The organism is Chitinophaga agri (genome assembly GCF_010093065.1).
In the GTDB taxonomy this organism is placed as follows: Bacteria; Bacteroidota; Bacteroidia; order Chitinophagales; family Chitinophagaceae; genus Chitinophaga; species Chitinophaga agri.
Genome location: NZ_CP048113.1, coordinates 1,019,624 through 1,036,158, shown reverse-complemented (window position 1 = coordinate 1,036,158; position 16,535 = coordinate 1,019,624). Strand labels below are relative to the sequence as shown.

General features: G+C 47.5%; 12 protein-coding genes and 1 riboswitch. Of the genes, 7 read left to right on the top strand and 5 right to left on the bottom strand.

Translation table 11 applies throughout. From position 1 onward, the window contains the following. Positions 1-56 precede the first annotated feature (56 nt). Positions 57-267, top strand: a riboswitch (cobalamin riboswitch). Positions 268-424: 157 nt separating this feature from the next. The 7 genes from GWR21_RS03880 (at position 425) to GWR21_RS03850 (ending at position 8,765) form a co-directional block, all read left to right on the top strand. Beyond that, complete coding sequence (locus GWR21_RS03880; protein ID WP_162330472.1) at positions 425-1,486, top strand: DUF5074 domain-containing protein; 1,062 nt, start codon at positions 425-427, stop codon at positions 1,484-1,486. A 134-nt stretch (positions 1,487-1,620) separates the two neighbouring features. Further along, the gene (locus GWR21_RS03875) at positions 1,621-3,600 is read left to right on the top strand and encodes a TonB-dependent receptor (RefSeq protein ID WP_238430167.1); all 1,980 of its coding nucleotides are present in this window, start codon (positions 1,621-1,623) and stop codon (positions 3,598-3,600) included. Positions 3,601-3,603: 3 nt separating this feature from the next. Beyond that, entirely contained in the window at positions 3,604-4,749 is a 1,146-nt protein-coding gene (locus tag GWR21_RS03870) for a DUF5074 domain-containing protein (protein WP_162330471.1), read from the top strand. 17 nt (positions 4,750-4,766) lie between these two features. Continuing rightward, a complete protein-coding gene (locus GWR21_RS03865; protein WP_162330470.1) occupies positions 4,767-5,909 on the top strand; it encodes a PKD domain-containing protein in 1,143 nt (380 codons plus the stop codon). 109 nt (positions 5,910-6,018) lie between these two features. Beyond that, a complete protein-coding gene (locus GWR21_RS03860) occupies positions 6,019-7,167 on the top strand; it encodes a family 20 glycosylhydrolase (RefSeq protein ID WP_162330469.1) in 1,149 nt (382 codons plus the stop codon). A 135-nt stretch (positions 7,168-7,302) separates the two neighbouring features. Then, positions 7,303-7,506 carry a cold-shock protein gene (locus tag GWR21_RS03855; protein ID WP_162330468.1) on the top strand — a complete coding sequence of 68 codons (204 nt, stop codon included), beginning with the start codon at positions 7,303-7,305 and terminating at the stop codon, positions 7,504-7,506. Positions 7,507-7,688: 182 nt separating this feature from the next. Beyond that, a complete protein-coding gene (locus tag GWR21_RS03850; protein WP_162330467.1) occupies positions 7,689-8,765 on the top strand; it encodes an NADH:flavin oxidoreductase/NADH oxidase in 1,077 nt (358 codons plus the stop codon). A 129-nt stretch (positions 8,766-8,894) separates the two neighbouring features. On the opposite strand, the gene GWR21_RS03845 is transcribed toward GWR21_RS03850, so the two are convergent. The 5 genes from GWR21_RS03845 to GWR21_RS03825 all read right to left on the bottom strand — a co-directional run bounded on the left by GWR21_RS03845 (position 8,895) and on the right by GWR21_RS03825 (position 16,462). Next, a complete protein-coding gene (locus GWR21_RS03845; RefSeq protein ID WP_162330466.1) occupies positions 8,895-9,380 on the bottom strand; it encodes a bactofilin family protein in 486 nt (161 codons plus the stop codon). Next, positions 9,343-10,395, bottom strand: a complete 1,053-nt coding sequence (locus tag GWR21_RS03840) for a ParM/StbA family protein (RefSeq protein ID WP_162330465.1) — start codon at positions 10,393-10,395, stop codon at positions 9,343-9,345. Before GWR21_RS03840 ends, GWR21_RS03845 begins: the two co-directional genes overlap by 38 nt. A 350-nt stretch (positions 10,396-10,745) precedes the next feature. Next, positions 10,746-11,720: a terpene synthase family protein gene (locus GWR21_RS03835; protein ID WP_162330464.1), complete on the bottom strand. Its 975-nt coding sequence runs from the start codon at positions 11,718-11,720 to the stop codon at positions 10,746-10,748. 156 nt (positions 11,721-11,876) lie between these two features. Beyond that, entirely contained in the window at positions 11,877-13,637 is a 1,761-nt protein-coding gene (locus GWR21_RS03830) for an ATP-binding response regulator (protein WP_162330463.1), read from the bottom strand. 227 nt (positions 13,638-13,864) lie between these two features. Beyond that, positions 13,865-16,462, bottom strand: a complete 2,598-nt coding sequence (locus tag GWR21_RS03825) for a M1 family metallopeptidase (RefSeq protein WP_162330462.1) — start codon at positions 16,460-16,462, stop codon at positions 13,865-13,867. Positions 16,463-16,535: the final 73 nt, after the last annotated feature.

Here is a 16,535-nt window from a genome sequence, read left to right as displayed (position 1 = left end):
GAATTTGCGGCAAGATACTACCTATTTTTCTTTTTGGATATTAACTACCCTTACAGTAGGTTTGTGCCGCATTTGGTTTCACCAGTGGTGAATTAAAAGGGAATCCGGTGTAAGTCCGGAGCTATCCCCGTAGCTGTAATCCTGTATCGTAACACGTACGATCGTTTTTCCCGAAGACCGCTCCAATGCCACTGTCCGCCGAAAGCGGGCGGGAAGGCCCGGGAAAAGCAGGAGAGTCAGAAGACCTGCCAGCTGCAACAGACATACCGTGCCTTCGGGTGAAAGCGCTGATGTTGTGAGGGTCAGTAATGGCCTGGTTCAATTATTTTTTAGATCCGCTGATATACCAACTGAGCACCCGGTTTGACTGGCGGCTTATTGTTGTTATGTGAGTATGTATTATCCACCGGAAAAAATTTGATGTATGTATAAAAATCTACGCAACTGGTTATTGGCTGGTCTGCTGCTGGCAGCCGCTTCCTGTAAGGATGATGATGTGATCGTGGTCCCCGGAAAATACGAGAACGGCTTCCTGATCGTATCCGAAGGTAACTACGGTACGAAATCCGGAGACCTGAACTTCTATGACTACGACAAGGATTCCGTTTACCAGTATGTATACTCTGCCGAGAATGCCGGTAAGACATTAGGTCCCAATACCTCTACCATGCAGTTCGCAACCGTATTTAATGGCAGACTGTATTTCGTTGGTAAATATGGCGCTCCGCTGGTAGTGGCTGATGCCAATACGTTAAAAGAAACCGGCCGTATTGACGCGCTGCCGGGTGGTGATGGCCGTTCCTTCGTTGGTGTTGATGATACAAGAGGTCTTGTAAGTGCGGTGGATGGTGTATATCCGCTGAACCTGACTGCTGTTACCCTGGGTACCGCCGTTGCTGGTATCACCGGAGAAGTGACCGACATGTTTAAAAGCGGTAATTATATATTTATCCTGTCTGCTAAAGAAGGGATCATTGCACTCAATACCAGTGATTACAGCATCGCAAAAAAACTGGGTACCGCTGTATGCGGGTTCGTGCAAAGCACAGATGGCAGTGTATGGGCGGCTTCCAAAACACAGCTGAAGAAGATCAATCCGTCTACACTGGCGGTAGATAGTATCACGACCAATTTCCCTGTTCATTATAACGAGTTCACTTATAACAACAGTTCCATCGTTGCATCTACTGTGGAGAACGCGGTCTTCATTGTATCAGGTACAGACAGGATCTATAAATATATTCCGGGTAATGCTGCGTCATTGACAACCGCATTTATCACACTGCCTTCAGGTCAGTATTTTTATGGAAAGGGGATCGCTTATGACAAGGCAAGGAACTACCTGGTCCTGAATAGTAACACGAACCTGTATGGTGCCGATGTCAATAACCAGGTTTATATACATAATGCGACGACAGGCGCGCTGGTGAAGAGTAAGACTTATAGCGGCTACTTCTTCCCCGGTATGGCGCTGTTTAATAAATAATCAGCAATCAGGAATTAAGAATTGATGCGAAAAGATCTTTTCGCATTGCTTAATTGCTGGTCAATGACAAAGGCGCAACGCTTTGGCATGTCAGGCTACCCGATTCTTAATTCCTGATTTTCAAATCAATTAACTTGGCCGTTCGGTTATACATATTCATCCTTTTACTGGCGTCCGGATTTCAGCTTTCCGCCCAGGATACTGCTGTCACGCGCATGTTGCAGGGCGTTACCATCTTCTCCAATAAGAATAATTCAGTATCTCCCGTACAGACGCTGAGCGGTGTGGCGCTCGAGAAGATGAATAGTTTATCTGTAGCGGATGCTGTGCGCTTCTTTTCTGGCGTGCAGCTGAAGGATTATGGTGGGCTCGGAGGGCTGAAGACGATCAACGTGCGTAGTATGGGAACGAACCACGTGGGCGTATTCTATGACGGTATACAGTTAGGTAACGCGCAGAACGGCACCGTAGACCTGGGCCGCTTCTCACTCGATAACATTGAACAGATAGATCTGTATAATGCACAGAAAGGAACGATCCTCCAGCCGGCGAAGGGGTTTGCTGCCGCTTCTTCTATCTACCTGCAATCCCGTAAACCGGTATTTGCAACAGGAGAAACAACACATGGGAAGGTGTCACTTAAAACCGGTTCCTTCGGATTGTTCAATCCCGCTGTAAGAATAGAACAAAAACTGTCTGACAGGCTCTCCGCCGTTGTGAGCAGTGAATGGACACATGGTCACGGAAGATATAGGTTCAGGTATACCAATGGTGCCTATGATACCACGGCAGTCAGACAAAACGCCGGTATCGACGCTGCCCGTGTGGAAGCCGGCCTGTATGGTCAGCTCAAAGATAGCAGTACATGGAATGCGAAAGTCTATTACTATAACTCTACCCGTGGATTGCCGGGCGCCATCGTCAGTAATAAGTTCCTGAACGGTCAGCACCAGTGGGACCGGAACCTGTTTGTACAAGCCTCCTACAACAGGAAATTCAGTAAGCGGTATACGATGCTGCTCAGTGCCAAGTATATGTATGATTACGTCCGCTACCTGGATACATCAATCATTGCAGACTATGGTGCACTCATGAACCGCTACCGCCAGCATGAGTACTATATCTCTGCAGCCAATCAATATAAGGTCACCAGCTTCTGGGATGTCGCACTATCGGCCGACTTCCAGCTGAACGAGATGACCGCTGTTAACCTTGACCATTTTGCCATCCCTACGCGTTATACCACCCTGGCCGCCGCAGCGACAAACCTGCATCTGGGACAGGTAGACATACAGGGCAATGTGCTGGCTACGTTTATCAATGAACAGACGAAACTATATAACTCCGGCAGGGACTATCAGGCACTGCGACCAACTATACTCGTGTCCTGGCAGCCATTCCATCAGCAAGACCTGAAACTGCGTGCATTCTACAAGAGCATCTTCCGGATGCCTACTTTCAACGATATGTATTACAGTACTGTAGGTAATCCTGACCTGCGTCCGGAGCATACAAAACAATATAACATAGGCCTGGGATACGCCCGCAATACCGGGAAATTCATACAGTTCTTCTCCCTGCAGGCGGACGCTTATTACAGTCATGTGAAAGATAAGATCGTAGCGGCCCCCGGCCGCAACTTTCAGTGGATGATGCAGAACATCGGTGGCGTTGATATATATGGTGCAGATGCCAGTATACAGTTATCACCGGCGTTACTGAAGAGCGTGCAGACTGACTTTTCAGTGAAATATACCTATCAGCAGGCACTGGATGTATCCAATCCGGAAGAGGTCAATTACAAAGACCAGATCGCTTATGTACCTGTACACAGCGGTTCTTTCATTGCGCATGCCTCCTGGCATAAGTGGGATATTAATTATAGCTTTATATACGTGGGAGAACGTTATTTCCTGAATACCAATATTCCCATGTATTACGTGGAGCCGTGGTATACCAGCGATCTGTCAGTATCGACCAGCTTTTTATATAAGCATAAGCTGATTAAACTGACAGGAGAACTTAACAATGTTTTTAACCAGTATTATGATGTGGTGATCAACTACCCGATGCCGGGACGTTATTACCGTCTTACTGCCAGTATAAATTTCTAATAGATGTCGAAGTATTTATCATATCATCACGTGTTGTTGCTGCTGACACTGTCAGCAATGGTGGTTTTAGGGGCCTGCCGTAAAGGCACAGGAGTGATACCGGGAGAAGAAACACAGGTAGGTGAGCCTGATACCCTGCGCAATGGATTCTACCTCCTTAATGAGGGGAACATGGGTATGAACCTCGCTACGCTGGATTACTATGACCGTGGTACCGGTGTGTATAAAAGTAATATCTATAGTGAGATCAATCCTACAGCGACAAAGGAAATGGGCGATGTGGGCAATGATATCAGTATCTATGGCAGTAAGCTGTATGCCGTGATCAATATGTCGGATAAGGTAGAAGTGCTCGATGTACATTCCGCCAAACGGATCGGACAGATCACCATTCGTAACTGCCGCTATATTACCTTTTATAAGGGCAAAGCGTACATTAGTTCATATGCCGCTGCTTTGGACGATGCCAGCGCAGGAGCAGGTTTTATCGCGGAAGTGGATACTGCGACCCTGCAGATACTGCGTACCGTGACCGTGGGCCGTCAGCCGGAAGAAATGGCTATTGTGGGTGATAAACTCTATATTGCTAATTCCGGAGGTTATAGTCCGCCACGATACGAGCGTACGGTGTCCGTAGTGGACATGAATACTTTCACGGAGGTCAAACGTATTGACGTGGCGATCAACCTGCACAGGGTGAAAGCTGATAAATATGGCGATATATATGTGACTTCCAGGGGCGACCGTTACAACATACGTGCTAAGCTATATGTAATAGACAGTAAGAAGGATATTGTTAAAGACTCTTTTGCACTCGCCGCCAGTAATCTATCAATAGCTGGCGATTCGGCCTATGTATGCAGTGTGGACTGGAACTATATTAACAATAACAACACCGTGAGCTACGCGATCATCAACGTAAAAGATGAAACGAAGGTGACCGACAATTTTATTACAGACGGGACAGATAAACAGATTAAAACCCCTTATGGCATAGCGGTAGATCCGGAGAATGGAGATGTCTATGTTACAGATGGGAAGGAGTATCTGTTACCCGGTACCCTTTACTGCTTCAGCAAAGCAGGAAAGAAAAAATGGAGTGTGACCACGGGAAATATACCAGCGCATTTTGCTTTTATACCCAGATAAATCGCTACTTTTAATTTATGCAGATTAAGAAACTCTTGTGGCTGACAGTGATCCTGGCAGCCTTTTTTTCCTGTAAGAAAGACGAGAACGGACCAGATGATGTCACGATTGCCCTGTCTTTCGAAAAGGACACTGTGATCGGGTTAAATGCATCAGTGACCATCACCGCCATCCCTTCCGGTAATGCGCAGATCACACATCAGTGGAAGGTCAACGACTCCATATACGCTACTACCGCTGCACTGGTATTCAGGGCGCCGGGAGCGGGTGTCTATATGATCACCTACACAGGTAAGATCGCGGAGAGGAGTTATACCCATTTCCTGAAAGTGACGGTAGCTCCCAGGATCAGACCCGTAACAGGCAGCAGCAGCCGGTTTATCAACAAGATCTTTACCTATGCGCCGGCGCCCGGACAGTTTATCAATGAGAGCGCAGGTACTGCGGACGGTGCAGCGACTATTATTGGTGGCAGAAGCGGACTGGTATCGCTGGGTGCGTATGGTGGGTATATCGTCTTTGGATTTGATCATTCAGTAGTGAATAAGGCAGGAGCAGACCTGGCGCTCTATGGCAATCCGTTACCTGCGCCGAGAGCCTGGTCAGAGCCAGGCATTGTGATGGTGAGCCAGGATATTAATGAGAACGGGCTGCCGGACGATCCATGGTATGAGCTGGCCGGCAGTGAATACAGTAAGCCCGCTGTCACTATCAGAAACTACCGTATTGTGTATTATAATCCGAAAGCAACGGCGGGTGTCACCTGGAAGGATAACCAGGGACGTAACGGAGCAGTAGAGATCAATGCCGCGCATAATCATTCGTATTATCCGTCATTTGCAGCAAACCAGGATTCGCTTGTATTTGAAGGTACCTTGCTGCCATCAACATTTACTTTACAGGACGGTATTTATGTCAATCAGCCTTTCGCCTGGGGGTATGCAGATAACTATGCTACAGATGCACAGAAAGACCCGTATGCGACCAATACCTATAATGCGTTTGACCTGTCATGGGCGGTGAATGAAGATGGTAATCCAGTGGTATTACCGGCTATCGATTTTGTGAAAGTGTATACTGGTCAGAATGAGAAAGGTTATAATATTATGGGAGAAGTGTCTACAGAGATCAGTGGAGCGTCCGATCTGAATATGAAATAATATTACCACATATTTTTACTACTTTTCTGGGGCCGTCTGCTATACAGGGCGGCCCTTTCTTATCTAGTTCACGTCTTAAATGATCAATTCCATGCTTAAAGCTACATTTATGAAAAATGTGCTCCTGCTTTGCCTGTTGGGCGCAGCACTCACTGCTTTCACGTCATCATCCCGTCAGACAAGCACTATGGAAGCACCTGTACCAGACAGTATTATGCCTATCAGGGGATTCTGTATTGCAGCGCCTAGAAAAGCTTCACTGGACGCGTTTATCAAGTTCATCAGGGAGGAACTGGCCACCCGTAAGGTCAATACGCTGGTGCTGCGTGTCGAGTATAATTACGAGTATGAGAGCTATCCCGAACTGCGGGACCCGGAGGCGTTATCCAAAGCAGATGTAAAAAAGCTGGTAAAGGTATGCCGTGACAATAACATCAACCTGATACCCCAGCTGAACTTACTGGGACATCAGTCGTGGGCGAGTCATACGAACAATCTGCTGGTGAAGTTCCCGCAGTTTGATGAGACACCGTGGGTGAAGATGCCGGAGAAATATGAATGGCCAAATGAAGACGGCCTGTATTGTAAAAGTTATTGTCCGCTGCACCCGGATGTACATGCGGTGGTGTTCAAACTGATGGATGAGCTGTGTGATGTATTTGAGAGTAAGTCTTATCATGCCGGACTGGACGAAGTGTTTTATATTGGCGAGGCGAAATGTCCGCGCTGCGGAGGTCGCGACAAGGCGGAGCTGTTTGCAGGAGAAGTGACCCGCATGCGTAATCACCTGGCCGAAAAGGGCAGGACGCTGTGGATCTGGGGTGATCGCCTGATAGACGGTAAGACGACCGGTATCGGTATGTGGGAAGGCAGTTTGAATAATACCTACCGTGCTATTGATATGATCCCGAAGGATGTGATGATCTGTGACTGGCATTACGACCGTGCGGATAAGACGCCGGTATATTTCGCCATGAAAGGACTGAGTGTGATCACCTGTCCGTGGAGAAAACCGGCATTTGCTTCTCAGCAGGTAAAGGATATGCTGGAATATCGTGCCTCAGCAACAGGTGTTATGAAAGAACGTTATCAGGGAATGATGCAGACAGTATGGTCAGGTGCGGAGGATTTTATGGAGGAATATTATGGCAGGAAAGCACCAAGAGCCGATCAGTCCGGAAAGCCTGTGGATACGCTTAATACGCAAAGCCGTTGCTTCCGTCAATTATTTGCGGATATCAACAGGGCGGCACTGTAAGTTTAGTTGACATAAGCAAATACCGCATGTATAACCTACCGGAAGTCACGGGGAATATTGAAGATTAATGAGTTTTATTTGGAAAGGGTCTATTTTAAGGTTACCTTTATCCTTTACAAATTTTAATTTTCAAAAATGGTTACAAAATTCCAGGGAACTGTAAAGTTCTTCAACGAGACAAAAGGCTATGGCTTCATCATCCATGAAGAATCCGATAAGGAGTCTTTTGTTCACGTTAATGGTCTCATTCACGAAATCCAGGCGGATGACAGAGTAGAGTTCGAACTGCAGGAAGGCCGTAAAGGTATGAACGCTGTTAACGTTAGACGTATCGACTAAGTTTGCTTTTTCTATAGAATTGGCAACAAGACCCTCAGGCATTGGCCTGGGGGTCTTGTCTTTTTAGCGTTATCTCTTGCCAAAATCCTGAATATAAGCCCTTTGAAAATGCCCCTCCATTTCTAATCGCCCCGATTTGCTTAACTTTTCTCCCGAAACGTAAAATTAAAACCAATAGACTGATGGCAGCATTATTTTCACCGTTACAGATACGAGACGTTACATTCAGGAACAGGATCACTATTTCTCCGATGTGCGAATACACTGCAAAAGATGGATTCGCGAATGACTGGCACCTGGTACACCTGGGGAGCAGGGCGGTAGGCGGAGCCGGTCTTATTATAACAGAAGCAGTAGCAGTTAGTCCGGAAGGTAGGATCTCTCCAAGTGACCTGGGCCTGTGGGACGATGCGCATATTGCAGGCTTAAAACGCATTACTGACTTCATTTCGGCACAGGGTGCCGTACCTGGTATACAACTGGCCCATGCAGGTCGCAAATCAAGCACAGCGGTGCCGTGGAAAGGTATTCAGCTGGTGCCGGTAGAACAGGGTGGCTGGAAAGAGATCTATGCACCCAGCGCGATCCCTTTTTCTGAGAAATATGGTCACCCGATAGCATTGACAAAAGAAGAGATCAAACGTATCACTGCCGATTTTAAAGCCGCTGCCAAACGCTCGCTGGAAGCTGGTTTTAAAGTAGCAGAACTGCATGGAGCACACGGTTATCTGTTACACCAGTTCCTGTCGCCGCTCAGTAATCAGCGTACAGATGAATACGGAGGTGATTTCACCAACCGGATCAGGTTCCTGCTGGAGACGGTGGATGCGGTGAGAGAAGTATGGCCGGCCACACTGCCGCTGTTCGTAAGACTGTCAGCGACTGACTGGGCCGAAGGCGGCTGGGATCTGGAACAAACCACCACGCTGGCCCTTATCCTCAAGGACAGAGGTGTTGACCTCATCGATACCTCTTCCGGGGGTTTGACACATCATCAGAAGATTACAGTCGGCCCTTTATACCAGACGCCATTTGCGGAACATATCCGTAAAGAAACGGGTATCCTGACGGGGGCTGTTGGTATGATCACCACAGCGGAAGAAGCCGAGTCGATCATCGTGGAAGGCAAAGCCGACCTGGTGCTAATAGCGAGAGAGTCATTGAGGAATCCTTATTTCCCGTTACATGCGGCGCATACACTGAAAGATGAATCGTTTGTATGGCCAGTACAGTATGAGCGAGCCAAATGGAGACATTAAGTATAGTGGATGGGAATACCCGGTAATATTGTATAATGATAAAGGGCGTTGCACAATCGGTGAACGCCCTTTAGTTATATCCGCAACGATCTCCGCTGCATTACAATTCCTAGGTCTTAATTCCTGATTTCAAAACCACGTAGTGGCTTTCTCTTCATCTTCTTCCGCCTGTGGCTTCGGTTCATCTTCCTCTGTCACCGGGGGCACAACATCCGCTGCTTCTGTTGGATGCTTACGGATAGCGCCTTCAATGACAGCGTCCTGCTCCACTTCGAGGATCAGCGCGGTGACGTCGCCTTTTACATAGGCTTTATTACCGACAACGGCTTTATTGGTGACAAATAGATCTCCATATACTTTACCATAGGTAACGAGATCAGTGGCGTAAACATTCCCGCGGATACTGGCATTCTTACCGATCACCAGCATACCCGCTGTCCGGACATCTCCTTTCACATTGCCATCGACACGTCCGGGTACAATAGATTCTATAGTGCCTTGCACGGACACCTGGCTGGGGATAAGGAACATGTCCTTTCCAAGGGCCTTTTTTATTAAGTCTTTCAGGGGAAGCACATCACAAGTTTGGGCCAGCAGATACAGTTTCTTCTTCAAAAATGGAAATGATAGAGGAGGCGTTGCCGAGGTCAAGTCCTACACTACGATGATGTTTATCATCTGACATTCTCAGCGAGTTATACAGGTAACCGATACTTACCAGATTCTCCGGGTTAGGGGCGACCTCCACCGGGATGAAATCTTTGAACTCAGCCACGAATGCGTCAGTCAGCTCTTTATAGTGAGCACCGCCACCCATCAGGTATATCTTGCTGCAGTTTTCAAAATCCTGATCGGTAAAGTAGTTTCTCATCAGCGGAGAGACCACTTCCTTGTAGTATTGTGTTAGCAGCGCCTTGCGGATATCCTTCAGGTCAATACGTTTCCTGTTCGTAAAGATAGATCCTTTCATGAAGGCATCATCCAGCTGATGCTCATTTTTCATGTCGAGGTAGTACTGCTTGTTCAGTTCACGGGCCAGGTTGTTGATGGCGTATTTAATACCATGTGAGCTGAAGCAGGTACGGTGTATCAGGCCATCAGCCGTGGCCATACCACCTTCGATCGTACCGAATCCAAAGCTGACAGCAATGAAATTGTCTTTAGGATCGTTGACTGTTTTCTTTAAACCGATAATACCTCCCACGATCTCCGGGATCACCTCAAAGCGTTCAATATCCAGCATGCCTTTTTTAATCGCGCCCCTGTTATTGAAAGTATGCGTATCGTATTCTATCAGGAAGTGACGTTTGTTGAGGAACTGCTCAGCGGCACCTTTATAGATATTATAGGTGGAAAAAGGGAAGCCCATAGTAACGGACAGCGGTTGCTGTACTTTGTCCAGTACATTGACCATCGCAGCTTTAAACAGGATTTCATAGTCGTCTTCCTGCGGCGCCGCATTGGTGATACGCCCGGGATTGACACCACCACGTCTGGCCAGGTTTCCGACAATATACCAGTTTTCATCTTTTTTAATCTTCAGCCCGTTCAACAGGTCTTTGGAGGAGTTTTCCGTGTTGCCGAACGCGGTTTCAAACACACTGGGAAAGCTGATAGGTGATACTTTCATGATCGCAGGATTATATGTATATGATTAAAATTTCGACTTGAGTTTTCAATAGTTCGGCTCGGTCACAAAGCAAACAGGGTATAAGAGATCCAATCGGGAAGGGAATTTCAATTACTCCCGCACTACAACGACATTAAATATATAAAATAATATTAAACATTACCAAACACAAAATGTAGCTACTTCAAAGGTATTGATAATCAGTGCCCCGGAGTATTAAGCAATCCTTATTTGCTGTGTGCTGAGGCGATGTTCCTATGTATTTTATAACACCTGATATGGCGGGCATAATGAGGAGTGCTATTCAAGTAAGAGCCTGACAGGAGAGTATCCTGTCAGGCATACAATTGTCAGCTGGCGGTGTAGTTGAACTCATAACGGGTGGTGTCGTAGAGGGACCAGTCCATGAATCCCCGGACCATCGTACCCAGTGCGTCCAGATGCCGCTGAATGGCGGCGTCTATTTGTTTGCCGAAGGACGGTAACTGGCTTCTCAGCTCACTGAACTGAGCGATCTCGCGGTTATGGATGGCGGCTGTCTGCGCAATAGCCTCTTCGAGACTGATTTGCTGTTCATGCCCGATCACTACGACCAGGTTATGCTCATCGCCATGCGCCAGTTCCTTGGACAGGGAGAACAGGTCATTTGCCCAGCAAACAGCTCTGCGCGCCAGGTCCACCAGCTTTTGGAACTGTTCGTTCTGCAACACGAAAACGGGCAGGTAAGTACCCGCCGCCACTTCCAGCATATCGGTACCGAGATTAGCCCCACTAAAGAACGGGCGCATCTGCATATACTGGAACACAGATGGGTGCCGGTGTTGCCTGGCATTCTCGGCCTCCCAGACAGCCGCTTCGAAGGTGGCTTTCAGACTGAGGGTGAACTGGCACTGCCAGGAAACAGTACTTAGTTGCCGCATATTATCCCAGAAATGGCTAAGGGCTGCTAATACGGGATTGGTCGCCCTGTCAATGGAACGGTCGTACCGCAGCACATTGACAAAGTCACTAATGACCTGCTGGAGGTACTGTTGCTCCCGGTAACCAGCAGTTTCCGGTGTAACGTGATCCAGCAGATCGTCCAGTACGAACAGCCAGGTGTTAAGGTCGTTGGCCGTACAGAGGAAGGCGAGGTCTGCATCCGGGTAAGTACGGGCGGTCATCCAGGCAAATTTGTACCGCCGGAACCGGTCATAGGCTTCTTCCGACTGTAGCAGGTTAAACTCATGCAGCCAGGAGGATGTGTGCTGGTCAATCTCATGTACAAATGGACTGATCTTCGCCTCAAAAGGGCAATGGAGAGTTGGGACAGTAATTTGTCGCATAAAAAAGGATTTAAAAATGAGAGGAGAAAACTAATTCAGACAAAAATGTACAGTGATAGCGCGATATGTCTGCATTTAAACCGGGGGAAAGCAGGGATAATGGGTATTTATGCTGTCAATGAGGAAAAGACAGGCAGGGTAAACAGTAAGGAAGGATCAGATAATAGCGGGGCTATTGAGGCATTTATTGAGGATACTGTTCAGCAGTTTGAAGTCAATGGGTTTGATCAGATAGGCAATGGCGCCTGCTTCAATGGCGCCGGATCTGTCTTCTTCGAATGCATCGCCGGACATCACTATCACCGGGATACGTTTAAGCAATGGCGCATTCCTGATATAGGCAAGGATCTCTTCTGCATCCATATCAGGCAGATGCCTGTCAGCGAGGATAAGGTCGGGTGTATATTGCTGGAGTTGTGCTATACTATCCAGTCCTCCATTGCAGGATACGACTTCACAACCCAGTCTTGAGAGATATTTTGTCAGGTAGATACGACTCATGTCATCATCTTCAATGACGAGTACTTTGGCGCCGGCATACATGGAATCATCCGCACGTATTTCCGCTGCTTCCGGCTGGCTCGGCATGGCGCAGGCCCGGAGTGGGAATTTAAAACTGAAGACGGTTCCCTGGCCGATGACACTTTCCACGGATATTGTCCCGCCCAGCAGGGTTGCCAGGTGCTGTGCAATATGCAGCCCTAATCCCGTACCGCCGGAGAAGCTGTTCCACTCAGTGATAAAAGGGTCAAAGATGGGAGCCATTTTCTCACTGCTGATGCCTGCACCTTCATCTCTCACGCTGATGCAACACTGGTCATTTTCCACATTGGCGGCAAGGGTAACCGTGCTGTCGTTCGTGGTGAATTTTACGGCGTTGAAGAGCAGGTTATTAATGATCTGGGTGAGCTTGATCTTATCAGTCACAAGATGTGCCGGTAGCATCCTTCGGTTATAATCCAGGATGATCCGTACACCTTTGGCTTTAGCGATGTACTGTCCTGTACCCACAATATTTTCCAGCAGACTTCTGATAGCGAAGGCTTCATTGTGCACTTCGTGTAATCTGCCAGCGTCTATGCGCGACAGCTCGAGTACATTGTTGATGACGTCCAGCGCCTGGTGGCTGGCAGCACAGAGGTGTTCCGCATGCTTGATATAAGCGGTATCATGATTTCGTTCAGCATCCATCAGCAGTAACTGACTGATGGAGTGAATTGCATTCAACGGCACACGGATCTCATGATTGGTTTCACGCAGGAAGATACTTTTATAGTGATTGGCCTTTTCAAGTTCGCTGGTCCTGTGCTGCACCTGTTGTTCCAGGTTTTCCGCGTGTTCCTGTTGTGTTTTAAGTAATGCATCGTTGTGCTTTACATAGAACATGATAATAAGTATGTTGAGTGATACGATCACCATGATAGCGGAGTAGTGAATGATAACCGTGCTAATCACATTGAATTCATATGCAGGAACGATGCCGGTGAAGCGGTTCACTTCCAGCAGTACGAGTGTGATCAATGCGACGACGATACAGGTCGTACGGAAGAGTTTATCTTTCACGATGAGCAAAGAAGTGCCTATGAGGAAGATGGCCAGCAGACTGGCTTCCACAATATTGGCGAGTATACATCCGAAATAGAGTGTCGCCGCATTATGGATCATCTGCAGATAGAAAGCTGCCAGATCATACTTACGTTGCTTATTGAGATAGATGACGTAGAAACAGGCAGTTCCTTCGACCAGGGTGCCGAGGAAAAGGCCCAGTTTACCGGAGATGATATAAAAGAAAATACCAAAGAAAAATGCCATCAGACCTGTCACGCTGGCCAGGATGTTCACTTTGATGATTCGGTTCCTTTCATTGAGGTCAATGGTATCTGCACCGGTCAGGGTAATCGCTCTAATTGTCCCCATTATTGTCATTCGCGTTGGGTTTAAAGGAATTGCTTCCGGGGTTTGGTAGTGTATTGTGTTGTTATAGGTCGAGATACAAAAGTTGTCCTGTATAGCTGTATTGCCTCCTTAGACCACAAGATAACCATTTAGTCGCAAAAAAAGTACAAAGGAGAAGCCCTCCCGCCGATATTGGAACATACCGGCAGGAGGGCTTCTCCTTCAACAAATAATGTTTTCTCTATACGTTATTTAAAATCAGCATCTGAGAGACCACTGTTAATTTTAAGCTCGTCTACCTTGAAGTCTATTTTTTGTCCGCTGATCGTGTTTATCAGCAGGTATGGGAATTTCACACCATTGACTTCCTTGTAATTACTTGTTTCGATCACACCGGTGATCTGATCGCCATTACGGCTGATCTTCTTATTCAGTAAACCGGTGGTCACATCGTAATACAGTTCAGTAGTTGTTTCATCATCTTCTGTTACTGTGATCACATAATTGTCTTTGCCATCTTCATCTGTCACGATGTTTTGGGACAACTGGAGATCAGCAGTTTTTTTCAGGTATTCTATCTCCGGGATCAGGGTCATGGTTGCTTTCACATGCTTCTTTGCAGCATCATCCAGGGGAACCGGATTGCCCATCTGTACAGCAGAGATGCTGTCACCGTTGATCACCAGTTTACTGGCATGTACGTTCATCATAGGGATGAAAACATCCAGCAGGTATTTATCCGGAGACTTGATCTTTTTAGTCATCTTGATATCAGTACCCTGTATGGAACCAGTTGCGGTGAGTGTCTGATCTTTGATCGCTTTTATCTTGTCAGTACCACCGATCGCCTGCAGATATTTATTCAATACACTGGTAGCGGTAACGTCAGCCGCTACTTTCTTGCTGCTGCCGCTCCATACGTTGTTGGAAGGATCTACATCAGGAAATGCCTTATCAGGATCTATTACGATCTTGGTCAGACGGGAATCCGAATCAAATTTGAACGTCCAGGAACCACCACGTTGCCAGATCTCGGCAGGCAGTTTCACTGTATCGGTTTTACCTTTGCTGTCGGTGATGGCCAGTACGACCGGCAGCACCATCTGGTCAAGGTTTTCGATCGTGATCAGCGCGCCTTTCGCAGGATCATTGCTTACGTATTTTACGTCTTTAACTGCCTGATCAAGTTTCCAGGAGTTGAGGTACCAGCCTCTCCAGAACCAGCTCAGGTCTTCACCACCGACGTTCTCCATTGTACGGAAGAAATCCCATGGAGTCGGATGTTTGAATGCCCAGCGGTTGATATAGGTACGGAATGCATAGTCAAAACGCTCTTTACCCAGGATGTAGTCACGCAGAATGCCCAGACCCATTGCAGGTTTATAGTAAGCGGCGATACCCAGGTAGCTGCTCTGTATCACATCAGGTGTACTCATGATCGGATCACCACTCATGGCACGGCCCATAGACTGGCCCTGTGGTTTCTGATAGTATTCACCTTTATTGAAAGCCTGCGTAGAACCGTCGTTGATGAAAGTGTTGAAACCTTCATCCATCCACGCATATTTTCTTTCATTGGACCCAACGATCATCGGGAACCAGTTGTGGCCGAACTCGTGATCGGTTACACCCCATAAGCTGCCGCCGGTGCTTCTGTAGGAACAGAATACGATACCTGGATATTCCATACCACCTACGATACCTGCTACGTTGGTTGCTACCGGATAGCTATACTCAAACCACTGTTTGGAATAGTATTCGATACAGCCTTTTACGTATTCGGTAGAACGCTGCCAGCCATTGGATGACTGAATACTTTCTACAGGGTATACTGACTGTGCGAGGGTCTTCTTGCCACTTGGGAGGTTGATACGGGCCGCATCCCAGATGAAGGCAGTAGAAGCGGCCCAGGAGATGTCACGGGCATTCTTGCACTGGAAATGCCAGGACAGCATGCCAGTACCTGGTTTCGCAGCCGCTACTTCAGCACTGTCTTTGATCATAACAGTCTGCTCGCTGTTACGTGCTTTCGCCAGTTGCGCCAGTTGCTTAGGTGTCAGTACCTGCGCCTCATTTACCAGTGCACCGGAACCTACTACGACCATACCAGCAGGCGCCGTAATGGTGTAATCAAAGTCGCCATACTCCAGGTAAAACTCAGCAGCGCCCTGGTAAGGAATAGAGTTCCATCCGAGGATATCATCATATACCTCCATACGCGGATACCACTGCGCGATTTCGTATACCCAGCCATAGCGTGTTTTCAGGCGACCGGTACGGTCTGTTCCGTACTGGGGTACTTCATAGGCGTAGTCTACGTATACTTTGGCAACGCCACCGTCCGCTTTCAGGTCTTCCGGCAGGATGAGCTGTAAACGGGTGTCGGTAACAGAATATTTAACATTTGTTTTCTTTCCGTTGATGGCAACGCTTACAGACTTGATCTTGTATCCTTCTGTGAAGCTACGGTTAGCAAAACGGCCGCCGGTAACTACGCTGGTAGCGGCGCCTCTGGAATCTTCCTTGTAAATGTTCTGATCCAGCTGGAGCCAGAGGAATCCCAGTTTATCCGGGCTGTTATTTTTGTAGGTGATGGCTACGGAACCATCTACACGATGGGTAGCGGTGTCAAGCACAACATTGATAGTGTAGTCAGCACGGTTTTGCCAGTACTTGTGGCCAGGTGCACCTGATGCACTGCGATACTCATTACCATTGGCAGGGTAAAACAGGGGGCCGAAAACTTCATGCTGATCGTACTTCGAAGTGGTGGTTTGTCCAACAGCGACATTCCCCAGGGAAGCCAGTAGGATACCGGAACAAAGCAGGATTTTGTTGATTGTCATTAGCGTTCTAGTTTGGAAAATAGGCATAAATATAGTAAAAGCGATGCAAGCAAAGAGCAGAAAAAGGAGAAAG

Bases quoted from the DNA above. Each gene is read 5' to 3' on its own strand.
- GWR21_RS03880 (WP_162330472.1), top strand. From the start codon at position 425: ATGTATAAAAATCTACGCAACTGGTTATTGGCTGGTCTGCTGCTGGCA.
- GWR21_RS03870 (WP_162330471.1), top strand. From the start codon at position 3,604: ATGTCGAAGTATTTATCATATCATCACGTGTTGTTGCTGCTGACACTG.
- GWR21_RS03855 (WP_162330468.1), top strand. From the start codon at position 7,303: ATGGTTACAAAATTCCAGGGAACTGTAAAGTTCTTCAACGAGACAAAA.
- GWR21_RS03865 (WP_162330470.1), top strand. From the start codon at position 4,767: ATGCAGATTAAGAAACTCTTGTGGCTGACAGTGATCCTGGCAGCCTTT.
- GWR21_RS03830 (WP_162330463.1), bottom strand. From the start codon at position 13,637: ATGGGGACAATTAGAGCGATTACCCTGACCGGTGCAGATACCATTGAC.
- GWR21_RS03835 (WP_162330464.1), bottom strand. From the start codon at position 11,720: ATGCGACAAATTACTGTCCCAACTCTCCATTGCCCTTTTGAGGCGAAG.
- GWR21_RS03840 (WP_162330465.1), bottom strand. From the start codon at position 10,395: ATGAAAGTATCACCTATCAGCTTTCCCAGTGTGTTTGAAACCGCGTTC.
- GWR21_RS03850 (WP_162330467.1), top strand. From the start codon at position 7,689: ATGGCAGCATTATTTTCACCGTTACAGATACGAGACGTTACATTCAGG.
- GWR21_RS03860 (WP_162330469.1), top strand. From the start codon at position 6,019: ATGAAAAATGTGCTCCTGCTTTGCCTGTTGGGCGCAGCACTCACTGCT.
- GWR21_RS03825 (WP_162330462.1), bottom strand. From the start codon at position 16,462: ATGACAATCAACAAAATCCTGCTTTGTTCCGGTATCCTACTGGCTTCC.